A 23,683-nucleotide genomic window follows, 5' to 3' on the forward strand; every position below is an offset into this window, starting at 1 on the left:
TCCCGCCGTCCCCGGCCCGGCGGAACCCCGGCCCGGCGGAACCCCGGCCCGGCGGCCGCGCCCGGGCCCACGCCTCAGCCCTTGACGGGCTCGAGCACCTCCGCGCCGCCCAGGTAGGGGCGCAGCGCCTCCGGAACCCGTACCGAGCCGTCCTCCCGCTGGTGGTTCTCCAGGATCGCGACGATCCACCGGGTGGTGCCCAGCGTGCCGTTCAGGGTGGCCACCGTTCGGGTCGAGCCGTCCTCGGTGCGCTCGCGCACGCCCAGCCGGCGCGCCTGGAACGTGGTGCAGTTCGACGTCGACGTCAGCTCCAGGTAGCGCTCCTGGGTGGGCAGCCACGCCTCGCAGTCGAACTTGCGGGCCGCGCTCGAGCCCAGGTCACCCGCCGCCGTGTCGATCACGCGGTACGGCAGTTCGACCTTGGCCAGCATGCTCTCCTCCCACGCCAGCAGCCGCTCGTGCTCGGCCGCCGCGTCCTCCGGACGGCAGTAGCTGAACATCTCCACCTTGTGGAACTGGTGGACGCGGATGATGCCCCGCACGTCCTTGCCGTGCGATCCGGCCTCGCGCCGGTAGCACGCGCTCCAGCCGGCGTACCGCAGCGGTCCGCCCGTCAGGTCGACGATCTCGTCGGCGTGGTAGCCCGCGAGGGCCACCTCCGAAGTACCCACCAGGTACAGGTCGTCCTTCTCGAGGCGGTAGATCTCGTCGGCGTGCTTCCCGAGGAACCCGGTGCCGCGCATGGTCTCCGGCTTGACCAGCGTCGGCGTGATGACCGGCGTGAAGCCCTCCGCCACCGCCTGGTCCATCGCCAGGTTGAGCAGCGCCAGCTCGAGCCGGGCGCCCACCCCGGTCAGGTAGTAGAACCGCGAGCCCGACACCTTCGCGCCGCGCTGGGTGTCGATGGCGCCCAGGCCCTCACCCAGGTCGAGGTGGTCGCGCGGGGCGAAGCCCTCGGCGGCGAAGTCGCGCGGCGTGCCCTCGGTGCGAAGCACGACGAAGTCCGCCTCACCGCCTGCCGGTGCGCCCTCGGCGATGTTCGCGATCTCCCAGAGGATCTCGTCGAGCCGCTCCTGGGCGGTGTTCGCCGTCGCCTGATGATCCTTTACCTGCTGTGCGAGCTGCTTGGTGCGGGTCAGCAGCTCCGCCTTCTCGTCGCCCGAAGCCTTCGCGACCTGCTTGCCCAGCGCCTTCTGCTCGGCGCGCAGGGACTCGAACGCCGTCAGGGACGACCGCCGGGTCGCGTCGGCCCCCAGGGCCGCGTCGACGAGGGCGGGGTCGTCGCCGCGGGCCGTCTGGCTCGCGCGCACGACGTCAGGGTTCTCGCGCAGCTGCTTCAGATCGATCACGCGCCCAGCCTACTGGCGCGAGGCGCGAGGGCCGTGGCGTCGTCGCGCACCGCCCGCCGGGGATAATCACCCTATGGAATGGCAGGTGTGGCTCGGAGCCGCCGCGATCGTCATCGCAGTGACGGCTCTCGGGGTCGCGCTGCGGATCTCGGCGCGCGTCGCGGTGATGCGCCGCCGCCTCGGGCCCGCCGCCGAGCGCGCGCCCGAGGGGCAGGGCCCGAGCCGGATCGCCGTCGTCCTCAACCCCTCCAAGGCCGGCACCGTCGGCCTGCGGAACCGGGTGCGCGCGGCGTGCGTGGAACGCGGCCTGCCGCCGCCCGCCTTCTACGAGACCACCGTCGAGGACCCCGGTCAGGGCCACGCCCGTCGTGCCGTCGCGGACGGGGCCGACGTCGTCGTCGCCGCGGGCGGGGACGGTACCGTACGGGCGGTCGCGGAGGCCCTGGTGGGCAGCGACGTCCCCATGGGCGTGATCCCCGTCGGCACGGGCAACCTGCTGGCCCGCAACCTCGACGTGCCCGTCGCCGACGTGGAACGGGCCATCGCCGTCGTCCTCGACGGCCGGACCCGGGCGATCGACGTCGGCTGGCTGCGCGTCGCGGAGTTCGCGCGCGACGACGACCCGACCGACCCCGCCGAGCCCCCGCACGACACCGACACCGAGCACATCTTCCTCGTCATCGCCGGCCTCGGGTTCGACGCCGCGATGGTGGCCGGCGCCGACCCCGCGCTGAAGCGGAAGGTCGGCTGGATGGCGTACTTCGTCGCCGGCCTCCCGCACCTGCGGGGGCGGCGGCTCAGGGCACGGATCTGGCTCGACGACGGGCCTCCGGCCGACGCCCGGCTGCGCAGCCTCATGATCGGCAACTGCGGGACGCTGCCGGGAGGCATCACCCTCCTGCCGGACGCCGTCCTGAACGACGGCGTGCTCGACGTCGCGGCCGTCGACGCCCGCGGGGGCGTGCTGGGCTGGGCGCAGCTCACCGTGGAGGTCGCGATGCAGGGCCTCGGCGTCCGGTCCGACCTGCCGGAGAAGCTCGGCCGGATCGACCACGCCACCTGCCGCCGGGCCCGCGTGCGGGTGAGTGGCGGCGACGAGGTGCAGGTCGACGGTGACCCGCTCGGCCGGGCGGTCGAGATCTCGTCGCGCGTGGACCCCGCCGCGCTGCGGGTCCGGGCACCGTGAACCCGCACGGCGTCGATGTCGGTGCCCCGACGTAGGCTGACGCGGTGATTCGACAACCGGCCGCCGTGGCGGTGATGCTCGCGGCGCTGGCCGCGATCCTCATCGTGCCCGGTGCGTCCGGATTCGGTGCGGCCGGCGGGAGCGTCGCCGTCGTCGGATCGAAGGAGCAGGCCGTCCCGGAAGGGCCGGTCGTCCTCGTCGGCACGACGGGCGTCCGGTGGACCGACCTGAAGGCCCCGGTCGACGGTGTCGCGCAGGAACTCGTGGGAGGGCAGCCCGGCGACCCGCCGCTCACCCCCTACCTGGCCGGCCTGCTCGACGAGGGCGTGCTCGACGATCGTCCCGGAGCGGACGCGACGGGACTCGCGCTCACCACCGGCGCCGCGGCGCGCTGTGCCGTCGGGGGCTGGCTGGCCCTGTCCGCGGGGGGACTCGCGGAGTCCGCGTCGTCCCGGGACGCGGCGTGCGAGGAACCCGAGGTCCAGCCCGCGTTCGGCAGGGACGCGGAGGCCGTCGTCGCCGGATGGGCTGACTGGCAGGCACTGCAACGCGGGTCCGCCTACGGCGCGCACCTCGGCAGGCTCGGCGACGCCCTGGCAGGCGTGTGCACGACGGCGGTCGGGCCGGGCGCGGCGGTCGCCGTGGCCCGGGGCGACGGCGCGGTCGAGCGATACGCGGACGACGTCGGGCCGGAGGCGTTCGGTTGCCCCGTCACCGTGGTCGACGCCGGAAGCGCCCTTCTCGCACGCGACGAGCTCGACCGGGCCGACGCCCAGGAACTGCGCGCCGCGCGGGTGGCCGCCGTTGACGCCGAGGTCCGGAAGGTGCTGGAGACCGTCCCGGCGGACGCGACCGTCGTCGTCGCGGACCTGGCGAACCAGCGCGGTCAGCAGCCGGAGCTCGGGATCGGGCTGGTGCTGCGCGCCGCCGGGGCGGACGACCCCGGGCCGCGGTATCTCACGTCGTCGGCCACCCGGACGACGGGCGTGGCGCGCGCGGGCGACCTGCCCGCGACCCTGCTCGCCGCGGCGGGACCGGCGGCGACCGGCGGCCTCCAGGACACGCCGCTGGTCCGGGGCGCGGACCGGCCGGAGACCGCGGCGGAGACGATCGACGCGCTCACCGACCTCACCGAGCGCGACCACGGCCGCCGCGCCGCCTACACCGTGCTGGTGGAGGGCGGATTCTGGGCGGCCCTCGCGCTCGCGGGACTGTGCTGGTGGGCGGGGGCCCGGGGGCGTGCGGGCAGGGCCCGGACGGCCGCGGTGGGCGCCGCGCTGTTCCTGAGCGCCGCGCCGGTGGCGGGCTTCCTCGCGTCACTGACGGGATGGTGGCGGTTCCCCCTGCCGGGCCTCGCGCTGGGCACCGCGGTGGTCGCGATCGCGGGCCTGCTCGCGGGCCTCGCCGCGGTCGTCCCGGCGCGGCCGACGTGGGCCCGGCCCGGCTTCCTCGCCGGCGTCACGTTCGCCGTGCTCACGGTGGACGGACTGGCCTCCACGGTGCTCAACCGGGCCGCGCCGCTGGGCGCGGCGCCCACCTACGGCGCGCGGTTCTACGGGTTCGGCAACCCGACGTTCTGCGTGTACGCGGTGGCCGGGGTCGTGTTCGCCGCGGCGCTGGCGCAGTGGCTCGTGTCCCGGGGCCGGCGCGGACTCGCCGCGGCGGCGGTGGGCGGCATCGGGCTCGTGGCGGTGATCGTGGACGTCCTGCCGGGGTTCGGCGCGGACCTCGGCGGCGGGCCGGCGCTCGTGCCGGCCTTCGCCGTGCTCGGCATCGCGGCCTACGGCGGAAGGCTCAGGGTCCGGCGCGTCGTCGCGGTCACCGCGGCCGGTGCCGTGCTCGTTGCGGCGATCGGCGTCGCGGACTGGCTGCGGCCGGCTGTTCAGCGGTCGCACCTGGGCCGGTTCGTGGCCGACGTGATCGAGGGCGAGGCATGGTCCCTCCTGGCGCGCAAGGCCGCCTATGCCGCGCGGTCGGTGCTGGCCGGGCCCTCCGTGTGGGTGACGGTGCTCGTGCTGCTGGCCGTGGCCCTCGTCGTGTTCACGCCCCTGCTGGGACGGAGGCTGGAGCCGGCGTGGTCCGACCCGGCCTGCCGTGCCTGGCCCTTGCTGCGACCGGCCGTGGCCGCGGTCTGGCTGGTGGCGGTGATCGGGTCGCTGATCAACGACTTCGGTCTCCGTATCGGGATGCTCTGCCTGCTCGTCGCCGTCCCCCTGGTGACGCTCGCGGTCCTCGGCGCCGGCGGCCGAGCCGAGGAGCGCCCCGTGGATCCGGCCGGCGGTCTTCCGGCGGGCCGTGGTGCGCGCGGGACGCGCGGGATGTGACCGCCGGGCCCGCGGCTCCGGCGTTCGACTGCTCGCCATGTGGTGTTCCAGCGCGCGGCAGGCCGGTGGTCGTACAGTGCAGGGCGTGACTACTCCGGAACTCGAGGCGGCCGCCACGACGCCGCCGGGCGGCGCGGGTGACTGGCTCGTGGCCCTGGACATCGACGGGACCCTCGTCACCTATGACGAGGAGCTCTCGGACGCCGCGCGCGACGCGGTCGCCGCCGTCCGGGCAGCGGGCCACTACGTGGTCCTGTCGTCCGGCCGATCACTGATCGCGATGACGCCCCTGGCCGCGGAACTGAAGATCGACGACGGCTGGATGGTCGCCTCCAACGGCGCCGTGGTGGCCCGCCTGGACCCGAACGCGCCCGAGGGCTACGAGCTCGAGCACGTCGAGACGTTCGACCCCGGCCCCGCGCTCCGCCTCCTGCGTGAGGAACTGCCCGATGCCCGCTACGCGGTGGAGGACGTCGGTATCGGTTTCCGGCTGACCGAGCACTTTCCCGACGGGGAATTGCAGGGCCAGCACGAGATCGTGGATTTCGAGGAGCTGTGGTCGGCGGACGTGACACGCGTCGTCGTGCGCGCGCCGGGCAGTTCCAGCGACGAGTTCCACAGGCTCGCCGAGGCGGTCGGGCTTGAGGACGTGACGTACGCGGTCGGCTGGTCGGCGTGGATGGACATCGCGCCGATGGGCGTCACGAAGGCGTCCGGCCTGGAGCGGGTGCGCCAGGAACTGGGCGTGCCGGTGGAGCGCACGCTGGCGGTCGGTGACGGGGCGAACGACATCGACATGCTGCGCTGGGCGGCGCGTGGAGTCGCGATGGGGCACGCCTCGGAGCGGGTTCGTGACGCGGCCGACGAGACGACCGGAGGTATCGAGGACGACGGTGTCGTGGCGGTGCTGCGTTCACTGTTGGACGGGCGTCCGTGACGTGAACGGTATTCCCACTTTCGCCTGAATCACGGACATCGCTATGTGCAGTCGCATCAATCCGGTAGCTTGTGACCAGTCTCACCGGTGGGTGAGATTTTATTGCGGCGACATCGGAGGTCTGCGGCATGCAACTGGAGCCACTGTCCGCCACGCGGGCTACCCAGAGCGTGACCGCTCATACCGTCCCCGGATCCCTCGGGGAACCGGCGCTTGTCGCCCTCGACATCGACGGAACGATTGCCACCTCCGGGACCCTGGAGATCACCGAGAACGTCCGCGAGGCCGTGGCGCGCGTGCGGGCCGCCGGACATCACGTCGTCCTCGCCTCCGGGCGCTCGCTCGTCGGCATCCTGCCCGTCGCGGACCAGTTGGGGATCCAGACCGGCTGGGTGGTCGCGTCGAACGGCGCCGTCACCGCGCGGCTGACCCTGGGCGCCGCGGGCGGCTACACGCTCGAGGACGTGCGAACCTTCGACCCCGAACCCGTGCTGCAGCGCGCGCTCGCCCTCGTACCGGAGGTCAACCTCGCCGTCGAGGAGATCGGCTGGGGCTACCGCGTGCTCGACAGTTTTCCCCAGGGGAAGGTGAACGGGCAGCAGGAAGTGGTGCCGCTCGCCGATCTCTGGTCCGTTCCGGTCACGCGCGCCATCGTCAAGGGACCGCGCGTGGTCGAGCGGCTGCTCGAGCCGCTGCGCTCGCTCGACGTCACCGCGGTCCCCGCCGCCGACGACTGGATCGACGTCACGCCCACCAGTCTGAGCAAGGCGACGTCGCTGGAGATCATCCGCCGGACGCTGCGCGTCGCCGCCCACCGCACGATCGCGGTGGGCGACGGCGTGAACGACCTCGAGATGATGGCCTGGGCCTCGCGGAGCGTCGCGATGGGGCATTCCCCGGACGACGTCAAGGCCGGCGCGGACGAGGTCACCGGAACCCTGGACGACGACGGCCTGGTTCCGGTGCTGCTGTCCGTGTGATCGGCTGATCGACGCCGGTCGGTCCGACGCCGATCTGAGACACCGATCGGACTGGACGCCGGTCAGTCCCGCGCGGTGAGGACCACCGGGCCGGCCTCCGTGATCGCGATCGTGTGCTCGCTGTGGGCGCCGCGGGAGCCGTCCTGCGAGCGGAGGGTCCAGCCGTCGGGGTCCGTCCAGATCTCGTCGGTGGTCTCCAGGAACCACGGCTCGATCGCGATGACCAGGCCGGGCTTCAGCGGGAACCCGCGCCCGGCGCGCCCGTCGTTCGGCACGTGCGGGTCGCCGTGCATGGTGCGGCCCACTCCGTGGCCACCGAAGTCGGTGTTGATCGAGTACCCGGCGTTGCGCCCCACCTTGGCGATGGCCGCCGAGATGTCGCCGACCTTGTTGCCCACGGTGGCGGCCGCGATGCCGGCCTGGAGGGCGACCTCGGTCGTGCGGATGAGCTTCGCGCTGCTCTCGTAGGTAGAGCTGTCCAGACCTCCGGAGCGGGGCTGTCGCCCCAGGTCGGCCAACTCGCCACGGCCCGGCACGGGATTGCCCACCACGAAGGAGAGCGCCGAGTCCGACACCCAGCCGTTCACCGCCACCGCGAAGTCGATCGACAGCAGGTCGCCGTCGCGCAGCACGTAGTCGAACGGGAGGCCGTGGAGCACGGCGTCGTTCACGGATGTGCAGATCACCTTGCCGAACGGCATCGCGCCGAACGACGGGTGGTAGTCGATGTAGCAGGACTCGGCTCCACGGTCGCGGATCATCTTGTGGGCGATCTCGTCGAGCTCGAGCAGGTTCACGCCCGGCTTCGCCGCGGCCTTGACCGTGGTGAGCACCTCGGCCACGAAACGCCCGGCGGGCCGCATCTCGTCGATCTCGCGGGGGGTCCTCAGCTCGATCATGTCCGTCCTTCTGGCGGCGGGGGAATGGTGGCGGCGCCCCCCACGGTGGGCGGGGCGCCGGGACAAGCCTACGTCGCCGGACTCGCCGGAGGTACCGAGCCGCCGCGGCGATCCGTGCCTATGCTCGGTACGAAGAGGCTTCAGGAGATGCCGAAGCGATCGCAACGGTTTCGTAATCTTGCAACAACGTTGAAATGGTTGCGTACAGCCGCGAACCGGGGTTCCGTTGGTCTCGGGTCCCCTTGGCCATGGGCCAGGGCGTACCTGCACGTCAGAATCGTTTACCACATGGCAGTGGAGGAACCGATGAGGATCCAGAAGTTCGGCGGCCGCCGCCGGGGCCTCGCCCTGGCAGCCGGCGTCGCAAGCACCGCGCTCGTGCTCGGCGCCTGTGCCGACACAGACGAAGGATCCGGAGGCGACGACGGCGACGTCGGGGCGTTCGAGATCGACTGCTCGGCCTACGAGGAGTTCGGCGACCTCGAGGGCACCACGGTCTCCGTGTACACCACGATCGTCGAACCCGAGGCGGTGACACAGGAGGCGTCGTACGACCCGTTCGAGGAGTGCACGGGCGTCACGGTCGAGTACGAGGGGTCGCGCGAGATGGAGGCGCAGCTCCCCGTCCGCGTCCAGGCCGGCAACCCGCCGGACATCGCGATCCTGCCGCAGCCGGGCCTGCTGAACACCCTCGTCACGGAGTACGACGCCGTACTGCCGGCGCCCGATTCGGTCGAGGCGAACACGGACGAGTTCTGGGCGGAGGACTGGAAGGAGTACGGGACGGTCGACGGCACGTTCTACGCTGCCCCGCTGGGCTCCAACGTCAAGTCGTTCGTCTGGTACTCCCCGGGCATGTTCGCCGACGCGGGCTACGAGATCCCGGAGACCTGGGACGACATGCTCGCGCTCACCGAGACCATCGCCGAGGGGACCGAAGGTGCCGCCAAGCCGTGGTGCGCGGGCGTGGAGTCCGGTGACGCGACCGGCTGGCCGGCCACGGACTGGATCGAGGACGCGGTGCTGCGCAGCGCCGGCCCCGAGGTCTACGACCAGTGGGTCTCCCACGACATCCCGTTCAACGACCCGCAGATCGTCGAGGCGTTCGACATGGCGGGCGAGATCCTCAAGAACCCGGACTACGTGAACGGCGGCCTCGGCGGCGTCGACTCGATCGCCACCGCCTCGTGGACGGACGCGGGCTACCCGATCCTCGAGGGGAACTGCTGGATGCACCGCGCCGCGAACTTCTACGCGACGCAGTGGCCGGAGGGCACCGAGGTGGGTCCCGACGGTGACGTCTACGCGTTCTACCTGCCGGCACTGACCACCGACGAGAAGCCGACGCTGGTGGCCGGCGAGTTCATCGGCGCGTTCGCGGACCGTCCTGAGGTCGTGGCGTTCCAGACCTACCTGTCCAGCTCCGACTGGGCCAACGCCAAGGCGGTGGCCACGCCCGCGGGTGGCTGGGTCAGCGCGAACAACGGTCTCGACCTGGACAACCTGGCGAGCGACTTCGACAAGCTGTCGGGTGAGATCCTCGCCGACGAGGCGACGGTCGCCCGCTTCGACGCGTCCGACCTGATGCCGGCTGCCGTCGGCACCGACTCGTTCTGGTCGGGCATGACCGAGTGGTTCGCGAGCGACCGGTCGACCGAGCGAGTCACCGGCGACATCGAGCAGTCCTGGCCGTAGGACTGATCGCACCTGAGGTCGTGCGGGCGGGTGGCGTCGCCGGCCCGCACGACCTCCCCGCTCCGGCCCGGCGATGACGCGACCTCGTGTGCGTCACCGCCGGGCCGTCTCAGCAGATCAGGGTCCCCGATGACGCGGACCGCACCCCACAAGTCAGGAGAACTCCCTTGGACTGGCTACTGCACGCCGGTGACGACCCGGTGCACAAGCTGCTTCTCATGCTGCTCGCGATCGGGCTGTTCGTGGCACTGATGGCGATCATCCTCTTCGTCGTCGACCGCCCGCGGAACCCGTCGCGCTGGTTCGTCGGCTTCGGTTTCACCGGCATGGCGTTGTTGCTGCTGCTGGCGGGGCTGGTGTATCCGGCGGTGCGCACCATCTGGACGTCGTTCCTGCGCCGCAACTCCGGCGATTTCATCGGCCTCGACAACTATGTGCGGGCCTTCACCGAGCCCCAGTTCCTCATCGTGCTCGGGAACACGGCCCTGTGGGTCCTCGTGGCGCCGCTCGTCGCCACCTTCCTCGGCCTCGTCTACGCCTACCTCGTGGACCGGAGCCGGTTCGAGAAGTTCGCCAAGGGCCTGGTCTTCCTGCCGATGGCGATCTCCATGGTGGGCGCGTCGATCATCTGGAAGTTCGTCTACGAGTTCAAACCGCAGGGCGTCGACCAGACGGGCCTGCTCAACCAGGTCCTGGTGTGGCTCGGCGGCGAGCCGCAGCAGTGGCTGCTGAGCAGGCCGCTGAACACCTTCCTGATCATGGTCGTGTTCGTCTGGATCCAGACGGGCTTCGCGATGACCCTGCTGTCGGCGTCGATCAAGGCCATCCCGACCGACATCACGGAAGCCGCCCGGCTCGACGGCGTCAGCGGGTTCGGCATGTTCTGGCGCATCACGATCCCGAGCATCCGCCCGGCGCTCATCGTCGTGCTCACCACCATCGCCATGACCACGCTCAAGACCTTCGACATCGTGCGGACGATGACGGCCGGGCAGTTCGACACGTCGATCGTGGCCCTCGAGTTCTACGACCAGGGCTTCAGACAGCAGGACGCCGGCATGGCCGCGGCGCTCGCCGTCCTGCTGTTCGTCATCGTCGTCCCGGTGGTCGTGTACAACGTGCGCCAGCAGCGCAAGGTGGAGGAGATCCGATGACCGCAACGGAGACGACGACGCCGGCGTCCGGGCCCGTCCGGCCTGGGGTGCCGTTGGGAATCGGCGGCCGCGCGCGCAAGGCGCGGAAGGCCCTGAGCAACCCGTGGGCCAGCACCCTCGCGATCGTGATCGCCATCCTCTGGACCGTGCCGAGCCTCGGCCTGCTCGTCACGTCGTTCCGTCCGGAGCTGGACATCCGCACGAGTGGGTGGTGGACGGTCTTCGGCGACGCCGCCGCGGGCGAGGGCGTCTTCTCGCTGCGCAACTACGAGACGGCGCTGTATGGTTCGGCCGACCTGGCCGAGTTCTTCGTGAACTCGTTCGTGGTCACGCTGCCCGCGGTGTTCATCCCGATCACCATCGCGCTGCTGGCCGCCTACGGTTTCGCGTGGATTGACTTCAAGGGGCGCGACATCCTGTTCATCGCGGTGTTCGCGCTGCAGATCGTACCGATCCAGATCACGCTCGTGCCCCTGCTGTCGGCGTACGTGGACCTCGGCGTCAACGGCACCTTCTGGACGATCTGGCTGTCGCACTCGATCTTCGCGCTGCCGCTGGCGATCTTCCTGCTGCACAACTTCATGAAGGACGTGCCGAGGTCGCTCGTCGAGGCGGCGCGGGTCGACGGCGCCGGGCACGTGAAGATCTTCTTCCAGGTGATGATGCCGCTGCTCACCCCGGCGATCGCGGCGTTCGCGATCTTCCAGTTCCTGTGGGTGTGGAACGACCTGCTGGTGGCCCTCGTCATGGGTGACCTGCGGACCTTCCCGCTCACCGTGCGCATCGCGGAGCTCGCGGGCTCGCGCGGCGGCGACTGGCACGTCCTGTCGGCCGGCGCGTTCATCGCGATGGTGGTGCCGGTGATCGTGTTCCTGGTGCTGCAGCGCTACTTCGTGCGCGGAATGCTCGCGGGGGCGGTCAAGGGCTGACAGGTCCCCGACGCCGCCTGGCGGGCGAGCTCGCCCGCCAGGCGGCCTCTCGGTCACCCACTGTCCTTCGCATGGATGGACGGGGCACCTCGGCCCTGGCCCGCGATCAGCGACTCCGGCATGCGGTTCGGCGACCGGCAACAACGGGCCTGGTCACGGTGTGGACTGCGGGCCCTCCCGGCGGAGCAGGCTCTCCTTGATGTCCAGGCCGTAGCGAAAGCCGCCCAGCGTGCCGTCCGTGCGCAGCACGCGGTGACAGGGCACGAACAGTGCCGCCGCGTTCATCGCGCAGGCCCCCGCCGCGGCGCGCACCGCGGCGGGCCGGCCGGTCCGGGCCGCGTACTCCGTGTAGGTGAGCCGCTCGCCGGGGGCCACGTCGCGCAGCACGTCCCACGCGTGCGTCCGGTACTCGCCGCTCGCCTGCCGGACCGGCACGCGTGAGGGGGCGTCGTGGTCGCCGTCGTAGTAGGCCACGACGGCTGCAGCGGCTGTAGCGAGGAGGTTCGCGGACGGCGGCATGTCGTCCCCGGTACTCATGGTTCCGGTCCGTCGCGAGATGGCGGCGGCCGTGAGATCGGCGGGCCGCGACGAACGCCGTGGGCGTACGGCGGGCGACGTCCGCAGGGAACGATGGATCAGGGCGAGGAGGGAGTCGGCGTCCTCGGTCCAGCCGGAGGCGAGGACGGCGGCGTCAGGCGCGGCCGGACTCGTCGGGGACTCGGACCCGATGATCGTGAACGGCCCGTCCGGGGTGTCGAGGGTGGTGGCGTGCATGGTGAGTTCCTTCCGCGAGAGTGGGTGTCGGGCGGGTTTCGCCGGCCGGAGGATCAGCGCCGTCGGCCGGGGCGTACGAGCCGGCGGATGCGACGCCGGGTCAGACCGCACGCCAGAGATGCATGGCGGCGTAGGAGCGCCAGGGAGCCCAGGCCGCGCCCCGCTCGGCGAGCGCGCGGAACTGGCGGGACCGCGTGACCTCGCCGTCGAGCAGGCCCAGCGTGCGCGCGCCCGCCAGCAGGGCGACGTCGCCGTCCATGAGGATGTCCGGGTCGCCGAGCACGCGCAGCGCGACGTAGCCCGCCGTCCAGGGACCGATCCCGGGGCGCGCCACGAGCCGGCGGCGCAGCTCCGCCGGATCGTCGCCGACGGTCACGACGAGGTCACCGGTGGCGAGGGCGCGCATGGTCGACTCGATGGTGTCGACGTTGCGGGCGGGGAGCCGCAGGTGGTGGCGTGCGCCGTCGGCCACCTGCTCCGGCGTGGGGAACAGCCGCGCGAGCCCGGCGATGCCCGACACGTACGGCGTCCCGGCGGCGCCGACGAGCCGGCGCAGGTGCGTCCGGGCGGCGGCGACGCTGATCTGCTGTCCGACGATCGCCCGCACGAGCAACTCGGCGGCGTCCACCGCGCCCGGCACGCGGATCCCGGGGACGGCGGTGACGCTCGCGGCGAGGACGGGATCGCCGGCCAGGGCGCGGTCGACGGCGACCGGGTCGGCATCAAGGTCCAGCAGCCGCCGGATCCTGGACACGGCGACCGGTACGTCGGCGAGATGGGTCACCTCGACGGTGACGGGGACGCTCCCGGTGCGGTCCGCGTCCGGAGGGCTCCCCGGCACCAGGTCCTCCTGCCCGTCCGGCTCGCGGTAGCGCACCTCGAAGGCGCCCGGGCCGTGCGGGAGCGTGAGGGTCCGGGCGTAGCGGAGCTCCGGGCCGGTGAGGTCCGCGGACTCCACGCCCTCGACAGCACGGGCGGCGAGGAACTCCAGCACCCCGCGTGCGTCGAACGGCAGCCGCACCGGCAGGCTGAGCCGGAGCGACTGCCGCTCCGCGCCGTGGTCCACGGCGTCGGGCAGGTCGCGGTGCGGATCGTGGTCGGGCGTTTTCCACGTGGTCGGGTGAGTACTTGCCCGACCACGCGGAAAACCCCCGACCACACCACCATCGGTACCGGTGCGCCGCCCGCGCGCCCGCGCCCGGATCTCCGACGGCGTGGCCGCGAAGATCTCCGCGATCGTGTCGTTGAACTGGCGGATCGAGCCGAAACCGGCCGCGAACGCGACGTCGGCCAGCTTGAGGTCCGTGCCGGTCAGCAGCGCCCGCGCGGTCTGGGCGCGCTGTGCGCGTGCCAGCGCGAGCGGGCCGGCGCCCAGTTCCGCGACGAGCAGCCGGTTGATCTGCCGCACCGAGTAGCCGAGCTGGACGGCCAGTCCGTCGACCCCGTCGCGGTCCACGACGCCGTCGGCGATCAGCCGCATCGCCCGGCCCGCCAGATCCCGGCGCAGGTTCCACTCGGGTGTGCCGGGCGTCGCCTCCGGGAGGCAGCGCTTGCACGCCCGGAACCCGGCGTCGTGCGCGGCCGCGCTGGTCAGGTAGAACGTGACGTTCGCCGCCTTCGGCGTCCGGGCCGGGCACGACGGGCGGCAGTAGATCCCGGTGGTCCGGACCGCGGTGAAGAACTGTCCGTCGAACCGCGCGTCGCGTGCCGCGATCGCGCGGTACCGCTCGGCGAAGAGCGAGCCGTCCGGTGTGTCCCGGGCGACGGGGGAATCGTGTACGACGTCGGTCATGAGTCCCATCCTGCGCCGCCGTCCCGCGAAGCGGCTAGCGGGATTCGGACGCGACGATGCGGGGCCATGACGCCCGCCCGCGCCGCGCGATTCCGTGACGCCGCGGATCGGTACCTGGGGAGACCCTGGGAAGATTCCGGTCGGAGCCCGACAAATCCTCTTGAGCTCGCCAGGGCTCCGCCACGCTGGCCGCATGACCGAGACCAGGAGTCCCTGGCATGACATCGCGCGCCGGCTCGAGGACACGTGGAGGTGTCCCGACTGCGGGTCCGCACTCGACCGGCCGGTGTGCGGTGCCTGCGGCCTCGATCTGAGCGTCGAGCGCGCGCACGAGGTGCGGCGGCTGTCGTTCGAGGCCGCCCAGGTCCTGCGGCGGCGCGCCGAGGTGATCACCGGGATGCGGACCGCCCAGGAGCGGACGCGGAACGAGCGGCAGGCAGGACACGGCCGGCCGGCCCCGGCCCGGCCGAGCGATCGGCAGCGCGACCGGCAAGAGTTCCCGGCCCCGACCGTCTCACCGACCCGGCCGGAGCACCCGGCCCGCCCGGAGGGCTCCGTCGGGGCAGATCCGGCGACACCAGCCGTCCCGGCCGGACCGCCACCCGCCGGCCTGCGTCTCGCCGCCAAGGTCGCCGTCCCGGCCGGACGCAGCCGCTCGGCACCCCGGCCGCCGTCGCCCGCCCGTCCCACGGCACCACCCCGGCCCCCCGCCAAGCCGTCCCGCCCCCGTCCGACCCCGGGCGGAGGCGTGTCGCTCCAGCCCATCCTCGCCGGCGCCGGCGCGACACTGCTCGCCGTCGCGGCCATCGTGTTCGTCTTCTTCACGTTCGGCGACAACCTGGCGCTGCGCGCGATCGTCACCGGGATCGTGACCGTCACGGCCGCGACGGTCGCGGCCCTCCTGCGCCGCGGCGGCCTCCGGACCACGAGCGAGGCCGTCGCCGCCCTCGCGGCCGTGCTGTGCTGGGTCGACGTCGAGCTGGCGATGCAGGCAGGACTCCTCGGCGGGCTCGACCCGGCACTGGCGCGCGCCGTCGTGCTGGCGGTCCTGGCACCCGCGTTCATCCTGGTCGGGCACCGACTGCGCGTGCGGACGTGGGCGTCGGCCGGCCTCGTCGCGGCACTCGCGGTGCCCCTGTCGGCCGCCGCGGGCCTGCCCGGCTCCGCATGGTCGTCCTGGTGGTGGGTCGCGGCGTGGACACTCGTCGCGTTCGTGGCGTGGGCGGCGACGCGGGTCCTGCCCGCGATCACGAAGCGGCTCGGCACCCGCCTCGGCGTGGAGCGCAGGGCGCTCCGGATCGTGCGGGCGGCGGCGCTCCCGGCCGCGCTCGCGGTGTCGTTCACCACGACCGAGATCCTCCCGCTCACCCGCACGGGCGCCACCGCGGTGCTGTGGTCCGCGGTCGTCGCCGTGGCGCTCGCGGGCGGCTACCTGCTGCGGGTCCGGTCCTGGGCGTCCGTCGCCGTGCTGGCGGCGCCGGTGGCGCCGGTCCTTGCCACCGCGGGCGTTCCGGCGGCCGCGTGGACGACGTCGGCCCCGTGGCCGGCCTGGTGGTGGACCCTCGCGTTCGTCCTGGTGGCGCTCGTCGCGTTCGGGGCGATGCGCGCTCTGCCGGCGCTCGGAAACCGGCTCGGTGCCGGTTCCGGCGGCCCGTTCGCCGTCGAGGCGCGGATCCTGCGTGTCGTTCGCGCCGCGGGCGTCCCGGCCGCGCTCCTCGCGTCAGTCGCCGCGTCGGTGGGAGCGGCCGGCGCGCCGCTGCCGTCCGGCTGGGGCGCGACGTCGCTCCTCTGGTCGGTCGTCGTCGCGGCGGCGCTGCTCGGTGGCCTGCTGCTGCGGGTGCGCTCCTGGGTGACCACCGCCGTGCTCGCGGCACCCGCGTTGCCGGCACTCGTCGCCGCCGCGCTGCCCGCCTCGCCGTGGACCGCGTGGTGGTGGACGTGCGCGTGCGTGGCGACGGCCTTCGTCGCCCTCGCGGCCGTGCGCGGGCTCCCCGCGATGGCGCGGCGGCTCGGCGACGGGCTCGGCCGGCCGTTCACCGCGGAGGCCGATCTGCTGCGGGTGGTCCGCGCCGCGAGCCTCCCACTCGCGCTCCTGGCCTCCTGCTTCGCGGCCGGGGTCCCGCCGCTGAACGGCTGGGGCACGACGACGCTGCTCTGGTCCGCGGTCGTCGCCGTCGCATTCGGCGGGGGCTGGGCGCTCCGCGCCCGCTCGTGGACCTCCACCGCCGTGCTGGCAGCCCCGGCGGTGCCGCTGCTGGCCGTGGCGGGCCTGCCGCGCGGCGAGTGGTCGGCCTGGTGGTGGGTGTCGGCGATCGTGCTGGTCGCGTTCGTCGCGCTCGGCGCGATGCGTGGCCTGCCCGCGATCGCCCGCCGCCTCGGCGACCGGCTCGGACACCCGTTCACGCCGGAGTCCCACCTCCTCCGGGTGGTCCGCGCCGTTGCCCTGCCGGCCGCCCTGGCCGTCTCGCTGGCGGCGGCCGAGGCCCCGGGATGGACGAAGATGGGCGCGACCGCCGCGCTCTGGTCCGCCGTGGCCGCCGTCGCGCTCCTGGGCGGGGCGCTGCTGCGGGTGCGCTCGTGGGTCTCGGCAGGACTGCTCGCGGTGCCGCTCGTGCCCGCGCCGGCCGTGGCGGGCCTGGCCGTGTCGGAGTGGTCCGCGTGGTGGTGGACGGGCGCCTCCGTGCTGGTCGCGTTCGTCGCGTGGGCGGCGGGACGCGTCGCGCCGGCGCTCGCCGCGCGCCTCGGGGAACACCTCGGCGTGCCGTTCACGCCGGAGGCCGCGTACCTCCGGATCGTCCGGGCGACGGGAATCCCTCTCGCCCTGTGGATCTTCCTCACGGCACCGGTCTTCCTCTGGTCCCTCGCCCCGCCCGCGGTACTCCCGGGAACGAACCACCTCGGCACGACGACGGCGGTGTGGACCGCCGTCGTGCTCGCCGCGGCGGTCGCGGGGCACGCGCTACGGGTCCGGGCGTGGATGTCGGCCGCCGTGCTGGCGGTGCCGGGAATCCCGCTGCTGGCGCTCTCCCCCGCGGAGCCGCCGTCGGCGTCGTGGCTGCCCGCCGTGGCCTTCCTGGGCGTCGCGCTCACGACGCTGCTCGTCCGGGCGGCCGGCCTCGTCTCGGGAACGCGTATCGGCTCCCGCCTGGCGCCCGAAAGGACCGTGCTGGACGCGGTGGCCCTCCTGGCCGTGTCGTTCGCCGTCGTCCTGTCGGTCGACGTCGCGCAGCCGGACGGGCTCCCCGGCCTGGGCGGCACCGCCGCGCTCGTGGCACTCACCGCCGCCGTCGTGGCCGTACTGCGCCGCGTCACCCACCACCGCCACTGGCTGGTCATCGGCGGTGCCCTCGTCGTCGGCTCCGGCGGGCTGTGGGGCCTCGTCGCCGACGACTCGGCCGTTGGCTGGGTGCCGCTCGGCGCCGCCTGCGCGTGGACCGCGCTGGCCGTGCTGACCGCGCCGCGCCTGCTCCGGGCCTCCCGGCTCGGATCCGTGAACCGCGCACTCGCCCCCCGGACCCGCGACGACCTGCTGCTGAGCGGCTGGGCCGTCGCGGCGGTCGCCGCCGTACCCGCGGCGATCTTCGTGCTGGGGCGCGTGCTCGACCTGTCGGCCGCCGCCGTGTCGGCCTCGCGAACCGGCTGGCTCCTGGCTCCGGACGGCGTCGTCGGCCCAGTGTTCGACGTCGGCACGGCCGCCGCCGGCTCGGCCCTCCCCGCCTGGGCCGGCCTGGGGACAGCCGCCCTGGCGGTGGCCACCCTCGCCGCGGCCCGGCTCGCACCCGGCGACGGCGCGGCCCGGCCCGAGCGCTTCTCCGCACCGTTCCTCGCGCTCCTGGCGGCGGTCGGCCTCGCCCTGCACCCGGGGCTCCCCGCCGTCGTATCGCTCCTCCTCCTGGCGCTGCTCGGTACCGTGCTCGTCGCCGCGACCGCCGACCGGCACTCCGCATGGCCTCGCCTCCGCCCCGTCGTGGACGCGATCCAGGAAACCGGCGGCGCCCTGGCCCGCGTGGCGGGAAGCCTGCGCGTGATCGGCGGGCGCCCGGTGACCGCCGTCGAGCACCGGCTCGCGCGGCACGCCTCGCTCACCGGCGCCGCCGCCGTGATCGTCCTGCTCGGCGTCTGCTCCTGGCTCTCCCGCCCGACGACGGCCGCCGGCGCACTCGCCGTCTGCGCCCTCGTCCTGGCTCTGCGCGGCACCCTGCCGCGCCCCACCCATCCCTGGCTGGTCGGCATCGCCTACGTGTATCCGCTGGTGGTACTGGGCGTCGTGCTCGCGTGGCTCGACCTGTCGCTCGTCGCCGCGGTCTGCACCGTCTCGGCCGCCGCCTCGCTCGTGGCGATCGCGGTGACGCTCGGCAGCCGCACGCCGCGGGACGAGTGGTACGTGGTGCTCGGCGTGACCGCGACGCCGTTCCTCGCGGGCGTCGTCACCGTCGTGTTCGAGCGCACCTGGTGGTCCGCGGGCGCCGCCGCCTCGATGCTCGTGCTCGAACTGGTGCTGCTGCTCACCGTCCGGCGGGGCCTGCCCGTGCTCGTCCGCGCCGGATCGGCGTTCCTGCTGCTCCCGACGGCGTCGGTCATGACCACCAGCGCGGGCGCGATGATCTTCGAGGTCTCCGGCTCCCCGTACGTGCTGCCCACCGCCGCCACGTTCGTCGCGGCCGTGGCCGGCGGCGCGGCACGCGTCGCCGAACGGATCGACGCCCGCGTGCCCGACGGCGGCGACACCCTCGCCCGCACCCTCCGCAGCACGCTGGAACGCTCCGCCCTGCTCACCGGATCGATCACGATCCTCCTCGCGTACGCCCGCCCCGCCGCCGGGCCCGACATCGCCGTCGCCGTCCTGCTCATCCTGGCGGCCGGTGCCGCGCTCGTCGCGCGCGAGCCGGGGCGGAGGCGCGTCTGGGCACTCGCCGGCGCGCTGCTGCTCGCGGCCCTGTGGACGGCCCTCGCGTCGAGCGGGATCCGGCTGGTGGAGGCGTACACGTTCCCGCCGGCCCTGGGCGCCGTCGTCGTCGGCGTCCTCGTCGCCCGGCGACTGGGCAGGTCCGGAAGACGCCACGAGCCGGACTCCCTGGACGACGACGCGCACCCGGGCCCGCCCGGAGCCGGAGGCGCCAGGAACGCCTGGGCGCTCGCCGGCGCGGGTGTGGCGCTCGCCGTCGTGCCGAGCTTCATCGTCTACCTGACCAGGTCCGACGCCGGTGACTGGCGCGCCTGGGCCCTCGTGGGCGTGGCGTTCGCCGCGCTCGGTGCCGCCCTCCTGGCCGGGCGCCACGCGTGGGCGCGCATCGCGCGGACGGGGCTGGCCGGAATCGCCGCTCTCACGTCGCTCGCCGGCGTGATCGAGTCGTGGCGGGTGGCGCCTGTGCCTGGTGCCTGGCCCGGCGACCGCAGGGCGTCGTCGTACACCACCGACCGGATCCAGGATCCGTTCACCGGCATCCCGGCCGCGACCGATGCGGCGTTCGTCATCGGGCTGGCCTGGGCGGCGGCCGCCGTCGCGGTGCTGGCGCTGAGCGTGCCGGTGGTGCGGCCTGCGGCGGGGCCCCGGCTGACCGGGCTGCTGCGGCGCCACGGGTTCGTGCCGGCGCTCGTGCTGGGCACCGTGTCGGTGCTCGCCCACATGGAGCCGGCGTGGGGCGCCGTGATCACGCTGTTCGTGGTGGAGCTCGCGCTCCTGGCACTGCTCGTACTGGGGGTCCGCAGGCTGGCCGCGGGCCGGGCGATGGGTGCGGCACCCTGGCTGGTCTGGGTGTGTGCCGCGCTCGTCGCGATCGCCGCGTGGTCGCCCCGCGAGCTGCGCGTGGAGACGTTCTCGGCGCCGCTCGGGGTGGCGCTGATCCTCGCGGGGTGGGTGGCGCTGCGGGACCGGATCCGGCGGGACCACGAGGCGCCGGCGATCGCCACCTGGCCGGTGGGCTTCGCCGGGTCGTGGCGGACGCTCGCGCCGGGCGTGCTCGCGCTCGTCGGGCCGTCCGTGCTGTCCACGGCCACGGATCCGCTCACCGTCCGCGCCTGCGGCGTGGTGTTCGTCGCGCTCATGGCGGTGCTGGCGGGGTCGCGGCTGCGCCTGTCGGCGCCGTTCTGGCTCGGTATCGTCACCCTGGGCGTGGAGGTCCTGGTGGTGTTCGCCAAGCTCGGCGTGGGCGTCTCGCCCCTGCCGTGGATCCTCACCCTGGTGCCGGCGGCGCTCGTCCTGCTGATCATCGCCACCCTCGACGAGCGCCGCACCGCGGCGTCGGGCGGCACGGCGGCCTACCTCCGCGACCTGCGCTGACGAGGCCGACGGGCGGTCGTCAGAACCGCTCGTCGAGCCAGTCGGTGATCGTCTTGAGGTACTGCTCGCGCGCCGGGGCGGGCGACAGGGCGAGGTCGTGGGCGCCGCCGGGGATGATCTCGACCTGGACGTCGTCGCCCAGCCTCGGCGCGCGGTCCCACATGTGCTTCACGTCGAGCACGGAGTCGGTGGTGGTGTTCTCCTCGCGCGTGCGGCCGGGGGACGTCGCGTCCGACGTCGTCACCAGCACCGGCACGTCCAGCGACAGGCCGCGGGCCAGGCGCGCGTGGGCGCGGCGCACCGAGTTGAGCCACCCCGCCCGGACCGGGAACTCCGTGTCGGGCTTCCACCGCAGGTCGAAGGCCCACTCGCCGTCGTGGTCGCGGTGCATGTCGGTCGCGTAGCCGGCGCCCAGCGCGCTGACCCGGGCCCGCGGCGCGGCGACACCGATCCCCCGCAGCAGCTGCGTGGTGACCACGCGGTCGAACCAGCCGCTGTTCAGGTCGAACCACGGCGAGTTGAGCACGAGGCCGACGACGGCGCCCGGCCGCGCGGCCGCCCACAACGAGGCGATGAGGCCACCGGTGGAGTGCCCCAGGACCACGATCCTGTCGTGCCCCGCCGCGCGGAGGGCCTGTGCGGCGGCGTCCAGGTCGGCCGCGTGCTCGTGCACCAGGGGGACGTGCGTCGGGTCGTCGCCCTCACGCAACGAACGCCCGTATCCCCGCAGGTCGACGGCATAGAACGGGTAGCCGGCAGCGGCCAGGTGCTCCGCGACATGGGTCTGGAAGAAGTAGTCGACGAAGCCGTGCACGTACAGGATGGCGGGCCTGGCCGTGTCCGCCCCGGTCGACGCCGCGTGCCGGACGAGCGTCGCCGGGCGGTCGTCATCGGGTACGGCCAGCGATCGCGCCTCGAAGCCACTGCCGAGGACGTCGGGGGACCAAGAACTCATCGGGCGGCTCCGTTGCGACAGGGATGAGGGTTGCGGCGATCGTACTCACGCCGTCCATGAGGTTGGCGGCGCAACCATGAGGTTACCGCCCCTCCTTCTCGGGCGATGCGCGGCAACCTCGTGCTTGCGTCGCCAACCGCATGCCGGTCTGCGCGCGCAGGGGTCGTGGGGCTGCCTTCTTGTGATGGCCGCCCCCGGTCAGCTTCCTGTGATGGCCGCCCCCGGTCAGCCGCGTGGCGGGATGCTGGGCGGGCGGTTCGGCGTGGTCGGAGCGACGTCCTGCTGGGGGTAGGCCTGTCCCGGCGGCGGAGATCCCGGCTGGGCGTAGTCCTGCGGAGGGTAGCCCGGTTGTGGGTAGCCCTGTTGTGGATACGCCTGCTGCTGATACGGGCCGCCTGGCAGGTCGGCGTCGTCCCGGGTCCGGACGCGCAGCGCCTGCCAGACGACGATCGCCAGGAGCAGCAGGATCACCAGGCCGCCGATGCCGATCAGAGCGACGAGCCAGTCGGGGACGCCGGACGCCGGCGTGGCGTCCGGTTCCGTTCCGGTGGCGTCCGGCGTCGGGGACGGCTCCGCCGGGTCGACGGCGGAGCCGCGGGCGTGGATCTCGTACGGCGCGCCGAGCGGTGGGTCCCAGTGCACGCTGTTGCCGCTGATCGTGCCGTTCGACTCGGTGACCGGACCGGGGAACGAGATGTCGACGGCGAAGTCCACGTCGTCGAGCGATGCCTGGCCGCCCAGCCCCAGCCCCTCGGCCGTGAGGTCGAGCGTGCCCGTCACCACGTACTCGCCGCCCTCACGGACGACGTTCACCGGAAGACTCGTGGCCGCGCCGACCTGGCTGGTGTTGACCTCGCCGTACACGTAGCGCTCGCCGGTGTAGCCGTCCGCGGACCAGTCCTCGACCCGGACCGCGGCATCGGCGGGGTCGTTGCCCCGGACGATCGCGTCGATGAAGTCCTCGGCGGACTGTCCGGTGTTGTCCAGGACCCGGTCCTCGACGGCGAGGACGAGGCTGGGCCGGGCGACGTCGTCGGGCGCGAGCTCCAGCTCCAGGCCCATGCGGACGCACCCGGAGAGCACGAGCGCGAGCACGACGGCGGTCGCCGCGGCGAGGCGGCGTGCGGTTCTCGGGCGACGAGTCACGCGGGCCAGTGTGCCGCAGGACGGCGCACCGCCCAAGACCCGCGGTCGGAAGAAGCCGCACGGGCGCGCCGGCATCGGATCGCGATACCGGCGTGCCCGTGCGATGCGACGGTGCCTGGAGGTCGCGCGGGTCAGTCCGAGGAGGACGGCGTGCTGCTCGCCGTACCGGCGTCGGCCGTCGCCCCGTCTCGGCCGGTCGCATCGCGGTTGGTCGCGTCGGCCGAGTCGCCGGAGCCGTCCCCGGGGGCCGCGTCGTCCGCGGTGGCCGCGGTCGCAGTGGTCTCAGCCGCGGTGGTCTCGGCCGCGGTGGTCTCGGCCGCGGTGGTCTCGGCCGCGGTGGTCTCGGCCGCGGTGGTCTCGGCCGCGGTGGTCTCGGTCGTGGCCGTCGAGGCGCCCGCCGGGTTCTTGCGGCCCGCGCGCCTCCCGAAGAAGATGCCGAGGGCCACGAGGACGGCCGCGCCAAGGGCGACCCCCACGCCGATGGTGATGTTCCGGATCAGCGCCTGGCGCTCGGCGGCGGCCTGGGCCTCCGCCTCGGCGCGCGCGATCTCGTCGAGTTCTTCCTGCGTCAGGGCGCTGGCGCGGGCCTCGATGGTCAGCGGCTCGCCGCCGGTGGATTCCCAGCTGACCGTGGTGCCCTCCACCTCGCCGTCGGCGTAGGCGACGGGTCCGGGGAAGGTGATGGAGACCTCGTGGCGCATCGCGGCGAGCATGGCGTCGAGCTCCGGCATCCCCGAGTCCGCCGAGTCCTCGAAGTCGTCTTCCGCGACGGGCTCGCCGTGGACGACGAACTCGTCCCCCTCGCGGTCGATCGTCAGGTCGATGGTGTCCTCGAGCTGGTCGAGCGGAGCGTCCTCGAAGGTGGCGGTCATTCCCGAGTAGCCGCCCTCCGCGTAGGGCTCCGTCTCGTACTCGGAGACGTCGACCGAGCTGTCGGACATCATCCCCTCGAGGAACTCCTCGGGGGACATGTCCATCTGCTCGAGGACCTCGTCGGAGAAGGCGATGACGACATCGCCCGAGAAGGTGTCGTCGCCGCTGAGCGAGACATCGGCGTCGAGCTTGACGCATCCGGTCAGGGCAAGGGTTGCCGCGATGGTGGTGGCGCCGATGGCGGTCCGCAGTGCGTAGTTCACGGGCCGAAGTCTGCATGACATCAATGGCGCCAAGAGTCGATATCGGGGCTTGTCTCCGGATTGTGACTAAAGTTCACCCGGCCTGCCGTAGGTCCTCTGGAGTGGTGGTGCCGTAGAGGCGGTCTAAGGTTGAGCGGAATAGACTCA

The 23,683-nt window shown here is 73.5% G+C and carries 15 protein-coding genes; 8 read left to right on the forward strand and 7 right to left on the reverse strand.

The features are described 5' to 3' along the window. Nucleotides 1–74: 74 nt before the first annotated feature. A complete protein-coding gene (serS, locus tag ACYVK5_RS01955) occupies nt 75–1,349 on the reverse strand; it encodes a serine--tRNA ligase (RefSeq protein ID WP_460701602.1) in 1,275 nt (424 codons plus the stop codon). 73 nt (nt 1,350–1,422) lie between these two features. On the opposite strand from serS, the gene ACYVK5_RS01960 reads away from it, so the two are divergent. The 4 genes from ACYVK5_RS01960 (at nt 1,423) to ACYVK5_RS01975 (ending at nt 6,776) form a co-directional block, all read left to right on the forward strand. Beyond that, nucleotides 1,423–2,535 carry a diacylglycerol/lipid kinase family protein gene (locus tag ACYVK5_RS01960; protein WP_460701603.1) on the forward strand — a complete coding sequence of 371 codons (1,113 nt, stop codon included), beginning with the start codon at nt 1,423–1,425 and terminating at the stop codon, nt 2,533–2,535. 44 nt (nt 2,536–2,579) lie between these two features. Next, nucleotides 2,580–4,859, forward strand: coding sequence for a hypothetical protein (locus ACYVK5_RS01965; RefSeq protein WP_460701604.1), 2,280 nt, complete (start codon nt 2,580–2,582; stop codon nt 4,857–4,859). Between the two features lie 85 nt (nt 4,860–4,944). Beyond that, on the forward strand, nt 4,945–5,796 hold the full coding sequence (locus tag ACYVK5_RS01970; protein WP_460701605.1) for an HAD family hydrolase: 852 nt from the start codon (nt 4,945–4,947) through the stop codon (nt 5,794–5,796). A 128-nt stretch (nt 5,797–5,924) separates the two neighbouring features. Then, entirely contained in the window at nt 5,925–6,776 is an 852-nt protein-coding gene (locus tag ACYVK5_RS01975) for an HAD family hydrolase (protein ID WP_460701606.1), read from the forward strand. A gap of 62 nt (nt 6,777–6,838) precedes the next feature. On the opposite strand, the gene ACYVK5_RS01980 is transcribed toward ACYVK5_RS01975, so the two are convergent. After that, nucleotides 6,839–7,675: a type I methionyl aminopeptidase gene (locus tag ACYVK5_RS01980; RefSeq protein ID WP_460701607.1), complete on the reverse strand. Its 837-nt coding sequence runs from the start codon at nt 7,673–7,675 to the stop codon at nt 6,839–6,841. Nucleotides 7,676–7,981: 306 nt separating this feature from the next. On the opposite strand from ACYVK5_RS01980, the gene ACYVK5_RS01985 reads away from it, so the two are divergent. The 3 genes from ACYVK5_RS01985 to ACYVK5_RS01995 all read left to right on the forward strand — a co-directional run bounded on the left by ACYVK5_RS01985 (nt 7,982) and on the right by ACYVK5_RS01995 (nt 11,453). Continuing rightward, nucleotides 7,982–9,370: an ABC transporter substrate-binding protein gene (locus ACYVK5_RS01985; RefSeq protein ID WP_460701608.1), complete on the forward strand. Its 1,389-nt coding sequence runs from the start codon at nt 7,982–7,984 to the stop codon at nt 9,368–9,370. A gap of 167 nt (nt 9,371–9,537) precedes the next feature. Next, entirely contained in the window at nt 9,538–10,524 is a 987-nt protein-coding gene (locus ACYVK5_RS01990; RefSeq protein ID WP_460701609.1) for a carbohydrate ABC transporter permease, read from the forward strand. Then, the gene (locus ACYVK5_RS01995; RefSeq protein ID WP_460701610.1) at nt 10,521–11,453 is read left to right on the forward strand and encodes a carbohydrate ABC transporter permease; all 933 of its coding nucleotides are present in this window, start codon (nt 10,521–10,523) and stop codon (nt 11,451–11,453) included. Before ACYVK5_RS01990 ends, ACYVK5_RS01995 begins: the two co-directional genes overlap by 4 nt. A 153-nt stretch (nt 11,454–11,606) precedes the next feature. Here the strand turns inward: ACYVK5_RS01995 and ACYVK5_RS02000 are convergent, their stop codons facing one another. Continuing rightward, nucleotides 11,607–12,227 carry a methylated-DNA--[protein]-cysteine S-methyltransferase gene (locus ACYVK5_RS02000; protein WP_460701611.1) on the reverse strand — a complete coding sequence of 207 codons (621 nt, stop codon included), beginning with the start codon at nt 12,225–12,227 and terminating at the stop codon, nt 11,607–11,609. A 100-nt stretch (nt 12,228–12,327) separates the two neighbouring features. Beyond that, complete coding sequence (locus ACYVK5_RS02005; protein ID WP_460701612.1) at nt 12,328–14,019, reverse strand: Ada metal-binding domain-containing protein; 1,692 nt, start codon at nt 14,017–14,019, stop codon at nt 12,328–12,330. Nucleotides 14,020–14,212: 193 nt separating this feature from the next. On the opposite strand from ACYVK5_RS02005, the gene ACYVK5_RS02010 reads away from it, so the two are divergent. After that, nucleotides 14,213–20,299 carry an SCO7613 C-terminal domain-containing membrane protein gene (locus ACYVK5_RS02010; RefSeq protein WP_460701613.1) on the forward strand — a complete coding sequence of 2,029 codons (6,087 nt, stop codon included), beginning with the start codon at nt 14,213–14,215 and terminating at the stop codon, nt 20,297–20,299. Nucleotides 20,300–20,318: 19 nt separating this feature from the next. Here the strand turns inward: ACYVK5_RS02010 and ACYVK5_RS02015 are convergent, their stop codons facing one another. The 3 genes from ACYVK5_RS02015 to ACYVK5_RS02025 form a co-directional block, all read right to left on the reverse strand. Then, a complete protein-coding gene (locus ACYVK5_RS02015) occupies nt 20,319–21,254 on the reverse strand; it encodes an alpha/beta hydrolase (RefSeq protein WP_460701614.1) in 936 nt (311 codons plus the stop codon). A 225-nt stretch (nt 21,255–21,479) separates the two neighbouring features. Next, nucleotides 21,480–22,400, reverse strand: coding sequence for an LppM family (lipo)protein (locus tag ACYVK5_RS02020; RefSeq protein WP_460701615.1), 921 nt, complete (start codon nt 22,398–22,400; stop codon nt 21,480–21,482). Nucleotides 22,401–22,531: 131 nt separating this feature from the next. Further along, on the reverse strand, nt 22,532–23,536 hold the full coding sequence (locus tag ACYVK5_RS02025; protein WP_460701616.1) for an LppM family (lipo)protein: 1,005 nt from the start codon (nt 23,534–23,536) through the stop codon (nt 22,532–22,534). Between the last annotated feature and the right edge of the window lie 147 nt (nt 23,537–23,683).

The organism is Myceligenerans halotolerans, from assembly GCF_054782975.1.